The organism is Vibrio sp. bablab_jr001 (genome assembly GCF_016464285.1).
Classification (GTDB): Bacteria; Pseudomonadota; Gammaproteobacteria; order Enterobacterales; family Vibrionaceae; genus Vibrio; species Vibrio fluvialis.
Window position 1 is genome coordinate 71,066 of sequence record NZ_JACDWZ010000102.1, and the last position, 15,166, is coordinate 86,231.

Below are 15,166 nucleotides of genomic sequence, written 5' to 3' on the forward strand. Positions count from 1 at the left end.
AACTATCACTAACTCTAGCACTCTCTACTCATGACTCAAGTTCATCAATGAGACAGTCGGCGCATCTGAGATCTTGCCCCAATCAACAAAAGAAAAAAGCCACCGACGGGAACTTCGATGGCTTTTTGTATTCAGTAACTTAGCTTAAAAGCGTCGAACTGAAGAGAAAATGCTTAGAAAGCAGGTTCAATCGTGCCTTTGAACGTATCTTGCATGAAGTCACGAATTGGCTGCGATTGATAGATTTGCACAAATTTCTTGTACGCTTCGTTGTCTTTGTCTTTTTCACGCGTTGCAATCACCATGACCGCCAGCGGTGCCTGTTTCGACTCTAAGTAAATGCCCTGCTTTTTCGGATCCAGACCGGCAGACATCACATAGTTCATGGTGATTGCTGCGGCGTCTACGTCATCCAGTGTGCGTGGCAGTTGCGCCGCATCCACTTCGATAAACTGGAACTGTTTTGGGTTATCAACGATGTCATTCAGTGACGCTTTAAAGCCTACGCCGTCGCGCAGTTTGATCAGGTTCGCATCAGCAAACAGCAGCAGGCCGCGGCCGCCGTTGGTTGGATCGTTTGGAATCGCGATGCGCGCGCCGTCTGGCAGATCTTCAATCGTGTGATATTTGTTCGAGTACACACCCATACGCATCAGAATCGATTCACCAATCGAAACCAAGTGCGAGTTGTGGCTGCTGTTGTAGTTATCCAGGAAAGGTTGATGCTGGTAGCTGTTGATGTCGATGCTGCCATCTTCCAGTGCCGCGTTTGGCGTAATGTAGTCGGAAAACTCCACCACTTTCACATTCAGGCCCTGTTTCGCTGCTTCTTTTGCGACAGCTTCCACCACTTGTGCGTGCGGGCCAACTGTGGCACCCACTTTGATCTCCGCCTGATCGTTCTGACCACATGCGGTTAAACCAGCAAACAGGGTTGCCACCAACGCCCACTGACCAACTTTCTTCAATCCTTTCATTTTGTTCTCCATATTCTGTGCGAGTTTCACGCCAATAGACGTTTAGCCATCTAAACCGCCATACTACTCTCGCAAAAATTTTATGCAACTCAATTTTTTGCGCAGTAGAGAACGCGAGCCAACACACACAATTCGACCCGTTTGATGAAAGTGGCTGAGAAGAAATAGCCATTGCAGTACTTAGGGGATTTCTCTAGATTAGGACTCAGTTGAAAAGATTCGGCCGCGGTCAGAACGGCCAATGAATACTCATCAGTTGTCAGCATATTCAGTCGTAAGGAAGCGTATGAAAACACTACTCATCGTCAATGTCGGTCAGGCGCCGCAAGCTCAGTTGGAAAAGTTCGGGGATTTTGAAGAGTGGGCGCTGCGCGCAATTCGCTCGCAGGGCGTCGAGCAGCACGACATTCACATCGAATTCCATGACGGCGTGCAGCACGCACTGCCAAATTTCGACACCTTAGCGGGTGTCATCATCATGGGTTCGCTGGCGATGGCTTCCGAGAAAAAGCCGTGGATGCTGCGGTTATCCGACGAAATTGTTCAGTTGGTTGAGCGCCAAATTCCCCTGCTGGGTATCTGCTTTGGCCATCAGTTGATTGCGCAAGCGCTCGGTGGCGTTGTCGGTTATCACCCGCAAGGCTTGGAAATCGGCACAGTGCAGATCGCCAAAGAACCTGCGGCGAATGACGATGCGATTTTCGCGCATTTGCCTGAGCAATTTGGCGCGCAAGCGGTTCATTACCAATCGGTGCTGACGCTGCCAGAGAGCGCCGTTCATCTCGCGCGCAGCGATTTTGAACCGCATCATGCGTACCGTGTCGGCAGTGCGTGTTGGGGCGTGCAGTTCCATCCGGAATTCACACCCGAGATCATGCAGATGTCGCTTGATGGTCTGAAACACGAATTTGAAGACGACTACCCAGCGAAAAGCGCTCAGGTCACCGAAACAGAGCAAGCCAAACAGGTCCTGCTGCAATTTGCCCGCGTCTGCTGTCAGGCGCAGTAAGTTCACTCTCACTTCCACACCACTACGCACACATCCGCGCGTTAAGGCGTGGCATGCACAGCACTCTCCGGGTCAGCGTCATGCGCTGGCCCTTGTTTTTGCAGCGTTTCCACTCGCTCAAGCAGGTAACGTTTAAAGCTGGCGCAACGCTCTGGCATCGGATGCCGAGGCCGATAGTAAAGAAAGATGTCAAAGCTCGCGCAGCGATATTGCGGCATCACATGACGCAATTCGCCGCTGCGTAAACACGGCTCCACCAGCGAATGCGGCAGATAAGCAATGCCCGCACTTTGCTGAGCAAGATTGAGCAGCATTTCGCTGTTGTCGCACTCCAGCGCATCACGAATGGTGACAATTTCCGGCTGCTCGTCGCGCTCAAAACACCAGCGATTGCCGCCCAATAAAGTGCGTGCATACAAGCAGCGATGCTCTTTCAGTTCCTGCGGCGTGGTCGGTGTGCCCGCTTCGGCCAGATAGCGTTCCGAGGCGCACAAATACAGCGGTTCACTGAGCAGGCGTTTGCGGATCAGCAACGAATCTTCCACCGGTTCACCGTCATACGTGGCGATGGCGCGAAAGGCAAAATCGATGGTAAGCGGGTCAAACTCCCCCGCTTCAATAAAGATTTTGAAATGTACTTTAGGATGCTGCGCCATGTATTCAGCCACGATTTTGGTCAGATACTGGCGGGCAAACAGCGGCGTCGACGAGAGGCGGATTTCGCCCTGCTGCTGCTCGCTGAGGTTTTGCACCTCTTCGCACAGCGTATCGATATCGCCAATCATCGGCGCAAAGCGTTCGTACAACAGTTGCCCCGCTTGGGTCGCGGCCAGTTGGCGCGTGCTGCGTTTGATGAGTTCAACCGACAACGTCTCTTCCAACTCTTTGACCCAGCGGCTGCCTGCTGCAGCCGAAATGCCCTGTCGCTGCGAGGCCTCTTTGAACGATCCGGTTTGCATCACCACGCAAAAGAACAGGATCTTATCCAGAATCGGCTGGCGACTTGAAAGCAGTGGCCCCGCCATCAGTTCACCAAGCCTTTTTCCAGCGCCAGTTTCACCAGCGCGGCGGTCGATGACGCGCCGAGTTTCTTTTTGATGCGCAAACGATGCGTTTCCACCGTGCGCACGCTGATGTGCAGCGTATCGGCGATGTCTTTGTTGCCACAACCGCTGACAATGGCTTTCAGCACATCCGATTCACGTTTCGACAGCGTTTCATCACGCTCGGCGGGCTTTTCGTTGAACTGCTCCAGCAGCTTATCCGACGCCTGCGGGCAGAGGTACGAGCGCCCTTGCGCGACCTGATTAATCGCGAGCACCAGTTCATCCGAACTGACGTCTTTGAGCACATACCCTTTCGCACCCGCTTTCACGGCGCGAATCACGTAGTCTTTGCTGTCGTGCATCGACAGCATGATCACCGAGGTACTGAGATTCGACTGCTGAATGCGCTCCAAAACCTCCAAACCGTTCATGCGCGGCATGTTGATGTCGAGCAGCAGCACATCCGGCTTGAGCTTGCGCGTCATATCCAATGCGTCGTCTCCCGTACCGACACAAGCCAGAATGCTGAGGTTATCTTCCCGTTCCAGACGCGATTTCAGACCATCCTGCATTAAGCGGTGATCATCGGCCAATACTAGCTTTATCATACAAACTCCATGTCCAAACTGACGCGAATTTCAGTGCCTTCGCCCACCTCACTCGACACCGAAAACTGGCCTCCAATGGCCTGTACCCGTTCCTTCATATTTTGCAGCCCCATGTGATCCTGCGGCGCTGTTTTCTGTTTCAATCGCTCTTTGGTGATGCCTTTGCCATCGTCGCTGATGGTGAGGATCAGCAGCCGTCCTTCGCGCTGCATCACCACATCCACGCCACTGGCGTCGGCATGTTTTTCCACGTTATGCAGCGACTCCTGCACCACGCGATACAAGGTGGTTTCCACTTCGGCCACCATCTCGACGCCGTCGATATCGTGTTCAAACACCAGTTCCAAATCGGTGCGGCGGCGCAGATCATTGAGATACGCTTCAATACCCGCCACCAGCCCTAAATCGTCCAGCTGCGGCGGGCGCAAATCACGCGAGATACGCCGCAGCTCGACAATCGCGTGCTCCATCACCTCTTTGCTCGCTTCCAGCTCGGTTTGCTTACGCTGCTCATCCTGCTCGCGCTGCACGTTATCAATCCGGTATTTGGCGGCCACCAACAACTGGTTCACGCCATCGTGCAGCTCTCGCGACACGCGCTGGCGCTCATTTTCCTGCGAATTGATGATCTGCTGGTTAAGCTGGCTCAGTTGCTCGTTCGCCATACGGCGCACATTCAGGTTGAGCGATGCGCCCAGCCCGGCAATCACCGATACCGCAATAAACACCACGCCAAACAAAGCGCTGCTGCTTTTGCCGATGTTCTGGTCAAAGCCGCTTTGCATGTGCTGAATCTGACGCTCGATATCATCCAGATAGACGCCGGTGCCGAGCATCCAGCCCCATTTTTCCAGCGCGATGGCGTAACTCAGTTTAGGCAGCGGCTCCTGCGTCGACGGCTTGTGCCAGTAATACTCGACAAACCCACCGCCCTGTTTGGACACTTCAATCAGCTCCTGCAGCAGTTTTTTGCCGTGAAAGTCTTCCACATCCCACCAATTGCGCCCGACACGTTCCGGCTGATACGGCAGCACCAGCGCTTCGCCGCCCCAGGTGTAGACGAAGAAATACCCGTCGCGGCCATAGGTGAGCTGACTGAGCTTTTCCGACACCAAACGCTTGGCCTCGGCCTCTTCCAGCTGCGCATCGCGGTAGTAGGGTTCGATGCTTTTCAGCGCCAGTTCGACGTACTGTTGCAACTCCTGACGTTTCGCCGCCAGCACGTTGTTGCGCGTGAGCTGCACCTGATCTTCCACCAGCGTTCTGGCCTGACTGAACAGAATGCTGGCCACAATGCCGACCACCACAATCAGCGGCACAATCGACAGCAGCAAGATATTCACCGTCAGCTTACGGTTACTGATCAATCCCATGAAAACTCTGGCCTCATCCTTGGCTGTGTACGTAGTTTTACGGACAAAACTCGCCATTTTCTGCACATATTACTGACAAAATTTGCGCAGTTTTCCCAATAGAGGCGATGCGTTTCGCCCTCTACACTTGAGACTAAATGTAACATCCCATTAACATCAATGAGCTTGGGATGTTCACATTTTTACACTCAAAACAAGGAACTTACCCCACAGGAGTTAGCAATGGCTTTCACTAAAGTTGCACTTGCCACCAGCCTTTCGATTGCGGCGACAGCACTCACGTTTAATGTTCAGGCGGCGGAAAAGATTCTACTCAAAACCCCGGTCGCGTTCGGCACGCATCTGCCTGCGCTCGGCACCCCGATTCAATGGTACGCCGACCACATCACCGACACCTCCGGTGGCACCATCAAAATGAAAATTTATGAACCCGGCAAACTGGTGAATCCGGCGGAAATTCTCGATGCCGTTTCTACCGGTAAAGTAAACTCCGGTTACGCCACCGCTGGTTACTGGCAAGGCACCCTTCCGGCCGCCGCCCTCTTTTCTTCAGTCCCCTTTGGCCCGGAAGCCGGTGAATACATGGCGTGGCTCTACTTCGGTAACGGCCTGAAACTCTACCAAGAGATGTACGACCAAGGCGGTTACAACGTCAAAGTGTTGCCGTGTGCCATCATCTCTCCGGAAACGTCCGGCTGGTTTAAAAAGCCGATTGAAAAACCTGAGGATCTGAAAGGCCTCAACATGCGCTTCTTTGGCCTTGGCGCGTCGGTGATGGAAAAACTGGGTGTGGGTACGGTGCAGATGCCGGGCGGCGAGATTTTCGGCGCACTGGAAAAAGGCGCGATTGATGCGTCTGAATTCTCTCAGCCAGCCATCGACGAACGCCTCGGTTTCTACAAAATCGTGAAATACAACTACTTCCCGGGCTGGCACCAACAGTCAACGGTGTTTGAATTGCTGATCAACAAAGACACCTGGAAGAAGATGGACAAAGCGCAGCAGAGCGCCGTGGAAACCACCTGTATGGCGACCATGACCTACTCAATCGCGGAAGGCGAAGCGATTCAATACTCTGCGATGCAAAAAGCGCAGCAAAATGGCGTCGAAATCCGCTACTGGAACGACACCATGCTCAACCTGTTTGAAACCACCTGGATGGAAGTGGTCGACGAGAAGAAAAAAGCCGACCCGTTCTTTGCCAAAGTGTGGGACGACCTGAGCAAGTTCCGCCACGATTACGCGCTGTGGGAAGAGAACGCCTTCCTGCCACGTAAATCACACACGCAATAATCACTCTCGCCGGCTCTCGGGCCGGCCCTTTTTCTAAGGAAGCACGAATGAGCAAGGTTCTCGCATCTACGCCTGCTGTGCCTCTCTACCTGCATATTGAACGTGGCGTTTCGTCCGTGAGCAAAGTCTTTGCCTGGGCCAACCTGCTGTTGGTTGGCATCATCATCCTTCAGGTAGTGTTGCGCAAAGTCTTCTCCAACGGTCAGGTCACGCTGGAAGAGTTACAGTGGCATCTTTACGCAACCGCCGTGATGTTTGGGACGGCGTATGCGCAAATCACCAATCTGCATGTTCGGGTCGACCTGTTCTACCACAAGTTCAGCACCCGAAAAAAAGCCATCATCGACATTCTCGGCACCCTGTTTCTGGCGATGCCGTTTGTGGTGGTGGTGGTCCTGCACTCGTACGATTTCGCTTATGAGTCGTGGCGAATGAATGAAAGCTCCTCGTCACCCTCTGGCCTGCCTTATCGCTGGCTGATCAAAAGCGTGATTCCCCTCAGTTTCTCTCTGCTGCTGATGGCAATGCTGGCGGGCGTGCTGAGAAACGTCGATACCCTGATTAAAGGAGCGCCGCATGGAACCGAATGAATGGATTGTGATTGCCATGTTTGGCTCCTTCATCCTGCTGCTGTTTACTGGCATTCCGGTGGCGTACGTGCTCGGCGGTATTGGCATTGTGTTCGGGGCGATTGGCTACTACGCGGATTTGTATCTCGACACCTTTACCGGGCTCGATTACACCAGCATTGGTCTGGTGGTGAACCGCATCTACAAAATCATGGATAACTGGATTCTGGTTGCGCTGCCGATGTTTATCTTTATGGGCAATATGCTCGATAAATCCGGTATCGCCGAAAAGCTGATGGCCTCCATGCAGCAACTGTTCGGTAAGGTACACGGCGGCCTTGCGGTGACGGTGATGGCGATCGGGATTATTCTCGCGGCCTCGACGGGCATTATCGGCGCATCTGTCGTGCTGCTGACCGTCATGTCGCTGCCGACCATGATGCGTCAAGGCTATCACATGCCACTCGCGCTTGGCACAGTCGCGTCCGCCGGAACGCTCGGCATTCTGCTGCCGCCATCCATCATGCTGGTTATTATGGCTGATCAGCTGGGGCTTTCGGTCGGCGACCTGTTTATGGGCGCACTCCTGCCGGGGCTGCTGCTTGGCGCGCTCTACATCACCTACATTCTGGTGGTCGGTAAGCTTTCACCAGCCCGCGCGCCAATTCCGGAAGACGTGCAACCCGTCGACTGGCGCCTGATCTTGCAGGTGTTTAAAGACATCACGCCAACCGTGATTCTGATTGTGGTGGTGTTAGGCTCCATCTTCGCCGGCATTGCCACGCCAACCGAAGCCTCCGGCATTGGTGCTTTGGGCGCGACGTTGCTGGCCGCGTACAACCGCAAACTCAACCTCAAGGTGCTCAAAGAAGTCGTGCTGACCTCGTATGGCACCACCGCCTACATCTTTATGATTTTCCTTGGCGCGTCGTGCTTTGCCTTGGTGCTGCGCGAACTCGGCGGTGACGAGCTGATCGAATCCTTCCTCACCGGATTGCCGTTCGGCCCCTACGGAGTGATCGCGTTTATTCTGATGATCGTGTTCTTCCTCGGCTTCTTCCTCGACTGGATTGAAATCACGCTGATCGCCCTGCCGCTGCTCGCGCCCGTAGTCGCCAGCCTAGGGTTTGAATTGGATGGTCATGGCGTGGTGGATAACCCGAGCCTGGTATGGTTTGTGATGTTGGTGGCGATGGCGCTGCAAACCAGCTTCCTCACCCCACCTGTCGGCTTTGCGCTGTTCTACCTCAAAGGCGTCTGCCCGGAAGGCATTACGCTCAAAGAGATTTATCGCGGCGTCGTCCCGTTTATCGTGATTCAGTTGCTGGCACTGGTGTGCTTGGTGATCTGGCCACAGCTCGTCTTGTGGGTACCCAGCGTGGCGTATGGATAAAAGGCAGGCAGTGTATTAACACGGCATTCATTCACCAAAACAGATGAGGGACTGGAAACGCCACGCGTTGACAGTCCCTTTTGACATGTTGTGATGCAGGAATCCGATGCCCATCGTAGGAACTGCTTTATCAATTGCCATAGTTCCGTATAATCGCCGCCCAATTACACCACACCCATCATCAGTGAGTTTCAAATGTCCAAACTATTTTTCAAAGGTCGAATCGATGCGAGGCAAAACCACGTCATTTCAGGCTACAACGTCAAACGTGATGTGAAAGCCGGCACGGAAGAAGCTCCAATCAACGTTGTTGTGCCAACCGAAGCTCGTAAAGCCGAGATCGAAGCATTGCTTTCTGAGCACGCTCTGGTCGTTCATATTGTCGTCGACGCCAACCAACCAGAGAACACGGTTGAACTTGATACGGTATTAAACAAGCCTAAAACCATTACCTTTGACAAAACACCAAACCGCAATGAACCATGCATTTGCGGCAGTGGCAAAAAGTACAAAAAGTGCTGTGCTTAAGCCCTCGACAATGACATCAAAAGCCGTCTTCTGACGGCTTTTTTGTAGACTGAAATCTAACGATTACGGTTCTGATCCTAGGTTAGGTAATTGCTAACCCTAAGACCGCGACTAAAAGAGCTAACAATGCAATTGATGTTGTTAACTTAAAATTGGTGCTACTTTCGATGTTTGCTAAAGCCTTTTCGTAACTATTAAGACTAGATACAAACATGCTTCTGCTGCGCTCAACGATACTTAGGTTCCCATTCAACATGGTGATATCGGGAATTGTTCCATGAAACATAAATTCACCACTATAAGCCGCATCGAACTCCCTTAGCCATGAGTAGTAAAGAGACAGCTGTTTTTTAGCATCATTGAGTTTATTGTTTGTAAAGATCTCAAATATCCCATACTTATCTTTAGATAAAGACTCTGTCGCATTTAGAATATCTAGACTCCTAGACAAATAGCCATTTTTAGCTTCATCTAATTTCAATTTTACCTCCAATTACATAACAACCGCTTAAATAGCCAGCAACGCAATACAAAATCCGCCGTTTACCATCTTAAACACAAAACTCCAAAAAAATGCCACCATTCCCTGTATTAGAAAGATGGTTGTGATCTTATATTTAATGCTAAGAGGCAGCACTATGTGGGGGGGTGAAACTTAACTATTGACGCCGTATTCGTTTGTTATGCTGATTTCTACTTAAGTCCCAGTCTAAAAAACATAGGCTTCCACAACGTTTCATCATAGGGAATGCCTCTAGAGGAGCAACATGATTTAGCCAAATCCTCCCTAGTTGCACCTTTCGAAAAGGTGAAATGCTCTTTTTCGGCACTTAGTTTTTTAAGATGGAAGATCACCTGAGTTACATCAACTAGAAGAAGTCCTGTGTAATAACTTATCTTTTTCGAGCAGTCTCGTTCTTCAAAATTATCCATCGTGTGATTATTCAACATCCAAGAATTTACATATTTTCCGCGTTTTTCGTTATTTTCAACAAGGCTTGTGATTACCGGACGTAGGCGAACTATAAGTTTTCTTTGTGCTGGAGTTATGACCTTGTCAGTGCTTGCCAGTTCGATGATAAGTGCATCAATTAATGAAAGATCCAAAAATGGCAAGCCTGAATATTGATCCCTTAATGGCTCTATATATTCAACTATTAATGTAGGGAACCAATTTTCGAGCGAGTCTGATAGATACTCAAATTCGTTGTAGAAAGCTGATTCTAATCTTTTTGTTCTTTGTTTATTGTTCTTATCGGTAAATAGGTAGCTAACGAGCGCACCTACTACAGCACCAATTAGTGCGCTAACTACAGCAATAAGCCATTCCATTTATCAAATTCCCATAAGCTTATAAGCAGCATAACTCCGCGTTAAGGAGTAAGTGCCGCACAAACCAACTGTACGCAGGCCACTTTCATCACAAAAATCACTACATAAAAAATCCACGCTGCACGAATCCCTCTTTAACGTCTTGTTATACGTATTTTTCCTACCGATTTCACTAAACTTTTTGTGTGCTCACGCTGAATGAGATACATAACTTCAACTATGTACAAAGGGCTCGTTTTAATAGCGAGAATGAGTCCATTTGCACTAGACTTGGGCGTTTGACTATAAGCATAAAAATAAGCGATGCATAACATTGAAAATAAAAGCATCAGCGTATGAGACTTTATAATTTCATATGTAACAGCACTGTAATTGAATCGCTTTCGTCTGAGCCTTTTGAGATCGCGAATCGTTAACCACCTAAATATAGACTTAAGAATTAATGGGGCTTTTTTTAGTATTGCAGCAATAACTATTGCCACGATTGCTGATGGAATCAGCTGAAACCACCACCAAATATCCATCACATTATTTATAAATAATTCCATAAAAGATCACCGCACTCCAAAATTCATAAAAATATTTCATTTGTAAATGTTATAAATTTAATAACGATACATACCATACGTCATAACATTTTATTAGTGCGCATGAGCACTTATCTCGTTAAGTGCCAGTAAAAATGCGCATCGTTAACTCATTGTATTAAAATAACTTATCAGTTTTATATCAGATATGCTATGAGTGAAGACACTAAAAATCGATTAACACGCTAGTTGATTTTCACCACGTTCAAAAAAAACGGCGCTCACATAGGACGCCGCTTTTTGTATCCACTTGCGAATGCTTACAGATTGCTACAACACCAACCCACCATCGATTTTCAGTACCTGTCCGGTGATAAAACGGCTTTTATCTGAGGCGAGGAAGGACACACCGTCGGCAATATCTTGCACGGAGCCCATACGCCCGAGCGGTGTTTTTGAGGTCATGTAACCAATCACTTTTTCGGGCAGGTCTTTGGTCATGTCGGTTTCGATAAAGCCCGGCGCGACACAGTTAACGCGGATTTGCGCGCCTTTGCGGGCCAGTTCTTTAGCCCAGCCTTTGCTCATCGCAATCACGCCGCCTTTACTGGCGCCATAGTTGCTTTGGCCGATGTTGCCGTCGGTGCCGACGATGGATGAGATATTCACAATGCTGCCACAGCCCTGCGCCAGCATCAGCGGTGCGATCTTCTGAGTTAACAGGAAAACGGCCTTGAGATTCACATCCAGTACGCTGTTCCAATCACTTTCGAGCATGTCGGTCAGCATTGCATCCCGAGTGATGCCAGCGTTGTTCACCAACACATCCACTCGTTGATGCTGCTCGGCGATACAGGCGACGGTTTGCGCCACGGCTTGGGCATCACACAAGTTCACCTGAGAACTGCTGACCCGTTCGTTGCGGGTCTGTTCATGGCTGGCCCACTCAACCGGTGAAATGTCGAGCCCGACAACCTTGAAGCCATCTTCAAGTAACTGCTCACTGATCGCGCGACCAATCCCGCGCGCGGCGCCGGTGACGACCGCCACTTTTTGCTGATTATTCATGATCAATCCTTAGTGTAAATTGAGGCTTAAAAATCTGCTCATCCATCAGTTTCAGCCCTGGGCTGATGAAAGGTTCAAAGCCCATCTGCGCGAGCACATCGCGCTTGAGATCCATTCCCGGTGCAATTTCCGTCAGCGTTAAGCCACGTTCGGTCAGGGTGAAGACCGCGCGCTCGGTGATATACAATACGGGTTTGTTCATTTTACGCGCCTGCGCTGCGCTGAATGTGATCTGCTCAACAGCGGGAAGGAATTTGACTTGCTGGCCTTCTGCCACGATGCGCAGTTCGCCGTTCACCACTTCGGTTTGCAGCCCTTGCGCGGTAAAGGTGCCGCAGAAAAATACTTCCTTGGCATTCTGGGTGATATTGATGAAACCGCCGCACCCTGCGATGCGCGAGCCAAAGCGCGACACGTTGATATCGCCGAGTCGGTCGCACTGCGCTAAGCCCAGAAACGCTTGATCGATGCCGCCGCCATCGTAGAAGTCGAACATCTGATCCTGGCTGATGATCGCCTGCGGATAGCGCGACGCGCCAAAATCAAGCCCTGCTGCCGGCTCGCCGCCGACCGCGCCCGGTTCGACCGTCAGTGTGAATTGATCCAAAATACCCGCTTCGCGCGCCACCGCCGCGACGTACTCCGGTGCGCCGATGCCGAGATTGAGAATCGCGCCAGAGCGCAGTTCCATTGCAGCGCGGCGGGCGATAATGGTTTTGGCGTCCAGCGCCTCATCCACCGCTGGCGGTTTCACCGCCTCGCCACCCGGGCGGCCGACAAACGCCGGATTCATCTGTGTGGCGAAGGTTTGCATGTGATCCGCGGGGGTGTCACACACCACCACCGCATCAACAAAAATCCCCGGAATTTTGACCGCGTGCGGGTCGAGCATGCCCGCTTCCACCACGCGTTTCACCTGCACGATCACTTTGCCGCCTTGGTTCTTCGCCGCCTGCGCGGCGGCTAAACTTTCGACGATCAAACACTCATCTTCCATGGTGATGTTGCCGTTGTGGTCGGCGGTGGTGCCACGCAAAATCGCCACGTTCACTGGCAGGCGGCGATAAAACAGAAACTCTTCACCGCGAAAATCGACCACTTCGACCCAATCGGTTTGCGTGCGGCTGTTGATGCGCCCACCTTCGATACGCGGGTCCACAAACGTGCCGAGGCCGACTTTGCTCAGCGTGCCCGCTTTTCCGGCTGCGGTGTCGCGTAGCAAATGGGAAATCACCCCTTGTGGCAGGTTGTAACCTTCGATCTTGTTATTGACTGCCAGCGCTTGCAGCTTGGGCACCAAGCCCCAGTGGCCGCCAATCACGCGGCGGACCAACCCTTCCTGCGCAAGATGATTCACCGCGCGGCTTTTACCATCGCCCTGCCCGGCGGCAAACAACAGGGTGAGATCCTGCGGCTTGCCACTGCGCTCAAAGCGTTCGCCAATTGCGCGTTCAATCGCTTCGGGAACCACGCTGCCAATAAAGCCGCCAAGCATGACGGCATCGCCATCGGCTATCCATTCTGCTGCCTGCGCAGCGGTTAACGTCTTGACCACATTCACCTTCCTTGTTGTTAGCCCTTTGAGAATAGCCAAGCGTTAACAGGATGTTAATTACAGTATTGGCAAGTCTGAATTGCAGATATGAAATAATCCGAGCGAGTACCACCATAGCGAACTGCAGGCACAAAAAAGCCCGCATAAAGCGGGCTTGGTGAATTGCGGTGAACACGCCGCGTTACATGCGCATCCCGCCGTCGATTTCCAGCACTCGGCCAGTGAAGTAGTCGTTTTCCAGAATGTATTTCGCCGCGTGCGCGATTTCACCCGGCTCGCCCATGCGACCGACGGGCACCATCTGTTTCAGCCGTTCAATCGCTTCCGGTTTCATTTGATCGGCCATCGCGGTGTGCACAATTCCCGGCGCGATGGCCGCCGCGCGAATCCCATACCGCGCCAACTCTCGCGCCCAACTGGTGGCCATGGTCGCCACCGCCGCTTTGGATGCGGAATAGTTGGTCTGGCCGATGTTGCCTGCGCGCGCCACGCTGGAAATGTTGATGATCACGCCTTTGCGTTTGGTTTCGATCATCTTGACCGCCGCTTCGCGTCCGCACAGGAAGGTGCCGGTCACGTTGACATTCATCACGGTATCAAACTGCTCAAGGGACATTTTGCTTATCTGGCCATCTTTGACTTTCACCAGCAAACCATCGCGCAAAATGCCCGCGTTGTTGATCAGTCCATCAACATGACCAAAATCGATGACGATGTCTTCGAAGGTTTTCACCACCTGCGCCTCGTTGGTCACATCCATGACGTAATAAATGGCTTTGGCGCTCAGCATGTGGCACTGCTTCTGAGTATCGAGCAGCCCCTGCTCGTTCATGTCCAGCAGTGCTAAATCAGCGCCGGCTTGCGCCAGCGTCACCGCCATCATCTGCCCCAGCCCTTGCCCGGCGCCGGTAATCACAATCACACTGTCTCTAAGATTCATGTTTTTCTCCCTGCCAGCGGCTTAGCTCCGTGAGCGATAGAACTCAAACAGGCTGGAGAAATCGAGTTCTTCGTTGCCGTTTGCGTTGTGAAAAGCGTACAGATTGCGCGCCAGCGAGCCCATCGGAATCGAGGATTGGCTTTTCAGCGCCGCATCAATGCCCAGCCCGAGGTCTTTTTGCATCAGTTTGCTCATAAAGCCCGGTTGATACTGGTTGCTGGCAGGCGCGTTTTCCATCACGCCCGGGCACGGGTTGTAAAGCTCCAGCGCCCAGTTGCGCCCTGAACTTTGCAGCATGATGTTCGACAGCACTGTGGGGTCGAGGCCGTTATCCATGCCAAGATTGAGCGCTTCACACGTGCCGGACATCAGAATGCCGAGCATCAGGTTGTTGCAGATCTTGGCCATTTGGCCGTCACCGGCATTGCCCGCATGGAAGATGTTTTTACCCATGTGTTTGAGCACATCGTGCGCCTTTTTAAACGCCGAATCGGTGCCGCCGACGATAAAGGTCAATGTGCCCGCCTTCGCGCCCGCCACGCCACCGGAAACCGGAGAATCGACAAACTCAAAGCCTTTTTTCTCGGCTTCAGCCGCCACCAGCCGCGCAGATTCCGGATCAATCGTTGAGCAGTCGATGAGAAAGGTGCCGCTTTCGATCATATTGAGCAGCCCCACACCGCCGCTGTGATCGCCCAAGTAAACCGCGCGAACATGCGCGCCCGCGGGCAGCATGGTGATCACGGTGTCGGCGCCTTCCACCGCTGCGGGCAGAGACTCAGCAACCACTCCACCCAGCGGTTCCAGTTTTTTGGCCGCCTGAGTGTTGAGGTCAAACACCCGCACCGACAATCCAGCCTTGAGCAGATTCTCAGCCATTGGGCCGCCCATGTTACCCAGTCCTATAAACGCGATGGTGCTCATGTTCTGTCTCCTTGAAATGGTGTG

At 52.0% G+C, this 15,166-nt stretch carries 15 protein-coding genes; 5 read left to right on the forward strand and 10 right to left on the reverse strand.

Translation table 11 applies throughout. From position 1 onward, the window contains the following. Window positions 1–173: 173 nt before the first annotated feature. Complete coding sequence (locus tag JIG40_RS18420; RefSeq protein WP_024373123.1) at window positions 174–977, reverse strand: MetQ/NlpA family ABC transporter substrate-binding protein; 804 nt, start codon at window positions 975–977, stop codon at window positions 174–176. A 286-nt stretch (window positions 978–1,263) separates the two neighbouring features. Here JIG40_RS18420 and JIG40_RS18425 point away from each other — a divergent pair, with 286 nt between their 5' ends. Continuing rightward, complete coding sequence (locus JIG40_RS18425) at window positions 1,264–1,986, forward strand: glutamine amidotransferase (protein WP_024373124.1); 723 nt, start codon at window positions 1,264–1,266, stop codon at window positions 1,984–1,986. Window positions 1,987–2,027: 41 nt separating this feature from the next. Here the strand turns inward: JIG40_RS18425 and JIG40_RS18430 are convergent, their stop codons facing one another. Genes JIG40_RS18430 through JIG40_RS18440 form a run of 3 tightly spaced genes read right to left on the reverse strand, consistent with a single transcriptional unit; the run spans window position 2,028 to window position 5,013 of the window. Further along, window positions 2,028–3,011 (reverse strand): LysR family transcriptional regulator, encoded by a 984-nt coding sequence (locus JIG40_RS18430; RefSeq protein WP_020431658.1) that lies wholly within the window; start codon window positions 3,009–3,011, stop codon window positions 2,028–2,030. Further along, the gene (locus JIG40_RS18435) at window positions 3,011–3,640 is read right to left on the reverse strand and encodes a response regulator transcription factor (RefSeq protein WP_020431656.1); all 630 of its coding nucleotides are present in this window, start codon (window positions 3,638–3,640) and stop codon (window positions 3,011–3,013) included. Before JIG40_RS18435 ends, JIG40_RS18430 begins: the two co-directional genes overlap by 1 nt. Further along, window positions 3,637–5,013, reverse strand: a complete 1,377-nt coding sequence (locus tag JIG40_RS18440; RefSeq protein WP_020328252.1) for a cache domain-containing protein — start codon at window positions 5,011–5,013, stop codon at window positions 3,637–3,639. Before JIG40_RS18440 ends, JIG40_RS18435 begins: the two co-directional genes overlap by 4 nt. Before the next feature lie 222 nt (window positions 5,014–5,235). Here JIG40_RS18440 and JIG40_RS18445 point away from each other — a divergent pair, with 222 nt between their 5' ends. The 4 genes from JIG40_RS18445 to JIG40_RS18460 all read left to right on the forward strand — a co-directional run bounded on the left by JIG40_RS18445 (window position 5,236) and on the right by JIG40_RS18460 (window position 8,796). Beyond that, a complete protein-coding gene (locus tag JIG40_RS18445; RefSeq protein ID WP_020328251.1) occupies window positions 5,236–6,306 on the forward strand; it encodes a TRAP transporter substrate-binding protein in 1,071 nt (356 codons plus the stop codon). A gap of 47 nt (window positions 6,307–6,353) precedes the next feature. Next, window positions 6,354–6,896, forward strand: coding sequence for a TRAP transporter small permease subunit (locus JIG40_RS18450; protein WP_199465811.1), 543 nt, complete (start codon window positions 6,354–6,356; stop codon window positions 6,894–6,896). Further along, window positions 6,883–8,268, forward strand: a complete 1,386-nt coding sequence (locus tag JIG40_RS18455; protein ID WP_055453198.1) for a TRAP transporter large permease subunit — start codon at window positions 6,883–6,885, stop codon at window positions 8,266–8,268. The genes JIG40_RS18450 and JIG40_RS18455 overlap by 14 nt, the downstream gene beginning before the upstream one ends. A 195-nt stretch (window positions 8,269–8,463) precedes the next feature. Continuing rightward, window positions 8,464–8,796: a PBPRA1643 family SWIM/SEC-C metal-binding motif protein gene (locus JIG40_RS18460; protein WP_032082038.1), complete on the forward strand. Its 333-nt coding sequence runs from the start codon at window positions 8,464–8,466 to the stop codon at window positions 8,794–8,796. Between the two features lie 82 nt (window positions 8,797–8,878). On the opposite strand, the gene JIG40_RS18465 is transcribed toward JIG40_RS18460, so the two are convergent. The 6 genes from JIG40_RS18465 to mmsB form a co-directional block, all read right to left on the reverse strand. Then, window positions 8,879–9,277: a hypothetical protein gene (locus JIG40_RS18465; protein WP_158152006.1), complete on the reverse strand. Its 399-nt coding sequence runs from the start codon at window positions 9,275–9,277 to the stop codon at window positions 8,879–8,881. Between the two features lie 212 nt (window positions 9,278–9,489). Beyond that, window positions 9,490–10,128 carry a hypothetical protein gene (locus JIG40_RS18470; protein WP_158152005.1) on the reverse strand — a complete coding sequence of 213 codons (639 nt, stop codon included), beginning with the start codon at window positions 10,126–10,128 and terminating at the stop codon, window positions 9,490–9,492. Between the two features lie 857 nt (window positions 10,129–10,985). After that, a complete protein-coding gene (fabG, locus tag JIG40_RS18475; protein ID WP_199465812.1) occupies window positions 10,986–11,723 on the reverse strand; it encodes a 3-oxoacyl-ACP reductase FabG in 738 nt (245 codons plus the stop codon). Continuing rightward, window positions 11,716–13,278, reverse strand: a complete 1,563-nt coding sequence (locus JIG40_RS18480; protein WP_199465813.1) for a CoA-transferase — start codon at window positions 13,276–13,278, stop codon at window positions 11,716–11,718. The genes fabG and JIG40_RS18480 overlap by 8 nt, the downstream gene beginning before the upstream one ends. A 181-nt stretch (window positions 13,279–13,459) precedes the next feature. Next, window positions 13,460–14,218: an SDR family oxidoreductase gene (locus JIG40_RS18485; RefSeq protein WP_024373130.1), complete on the reverse strand. Its 759-nt coding sequence runs from the start codon at window positions 14,216–14,218 to the stop codon at window positions 13,460–13,462. A 21-nt stretch (window positions 14,219–14,239) separates the two neighbouring features. Then, window positions 14,240–15,142 (reverse strand): 3-hydroxyisobutyrate dehydrogenase, encoded by a 903-nt coding sequence (gene mmsB / locus JIG40_RS18490; protein WP_199465814.1) that lies wholly within the window; start codon window positions 15,140–15,142, stop codon window positions 14,240–14,242. Window positions 15,143–15,166 lie beyond the last annotated feature (24 nt).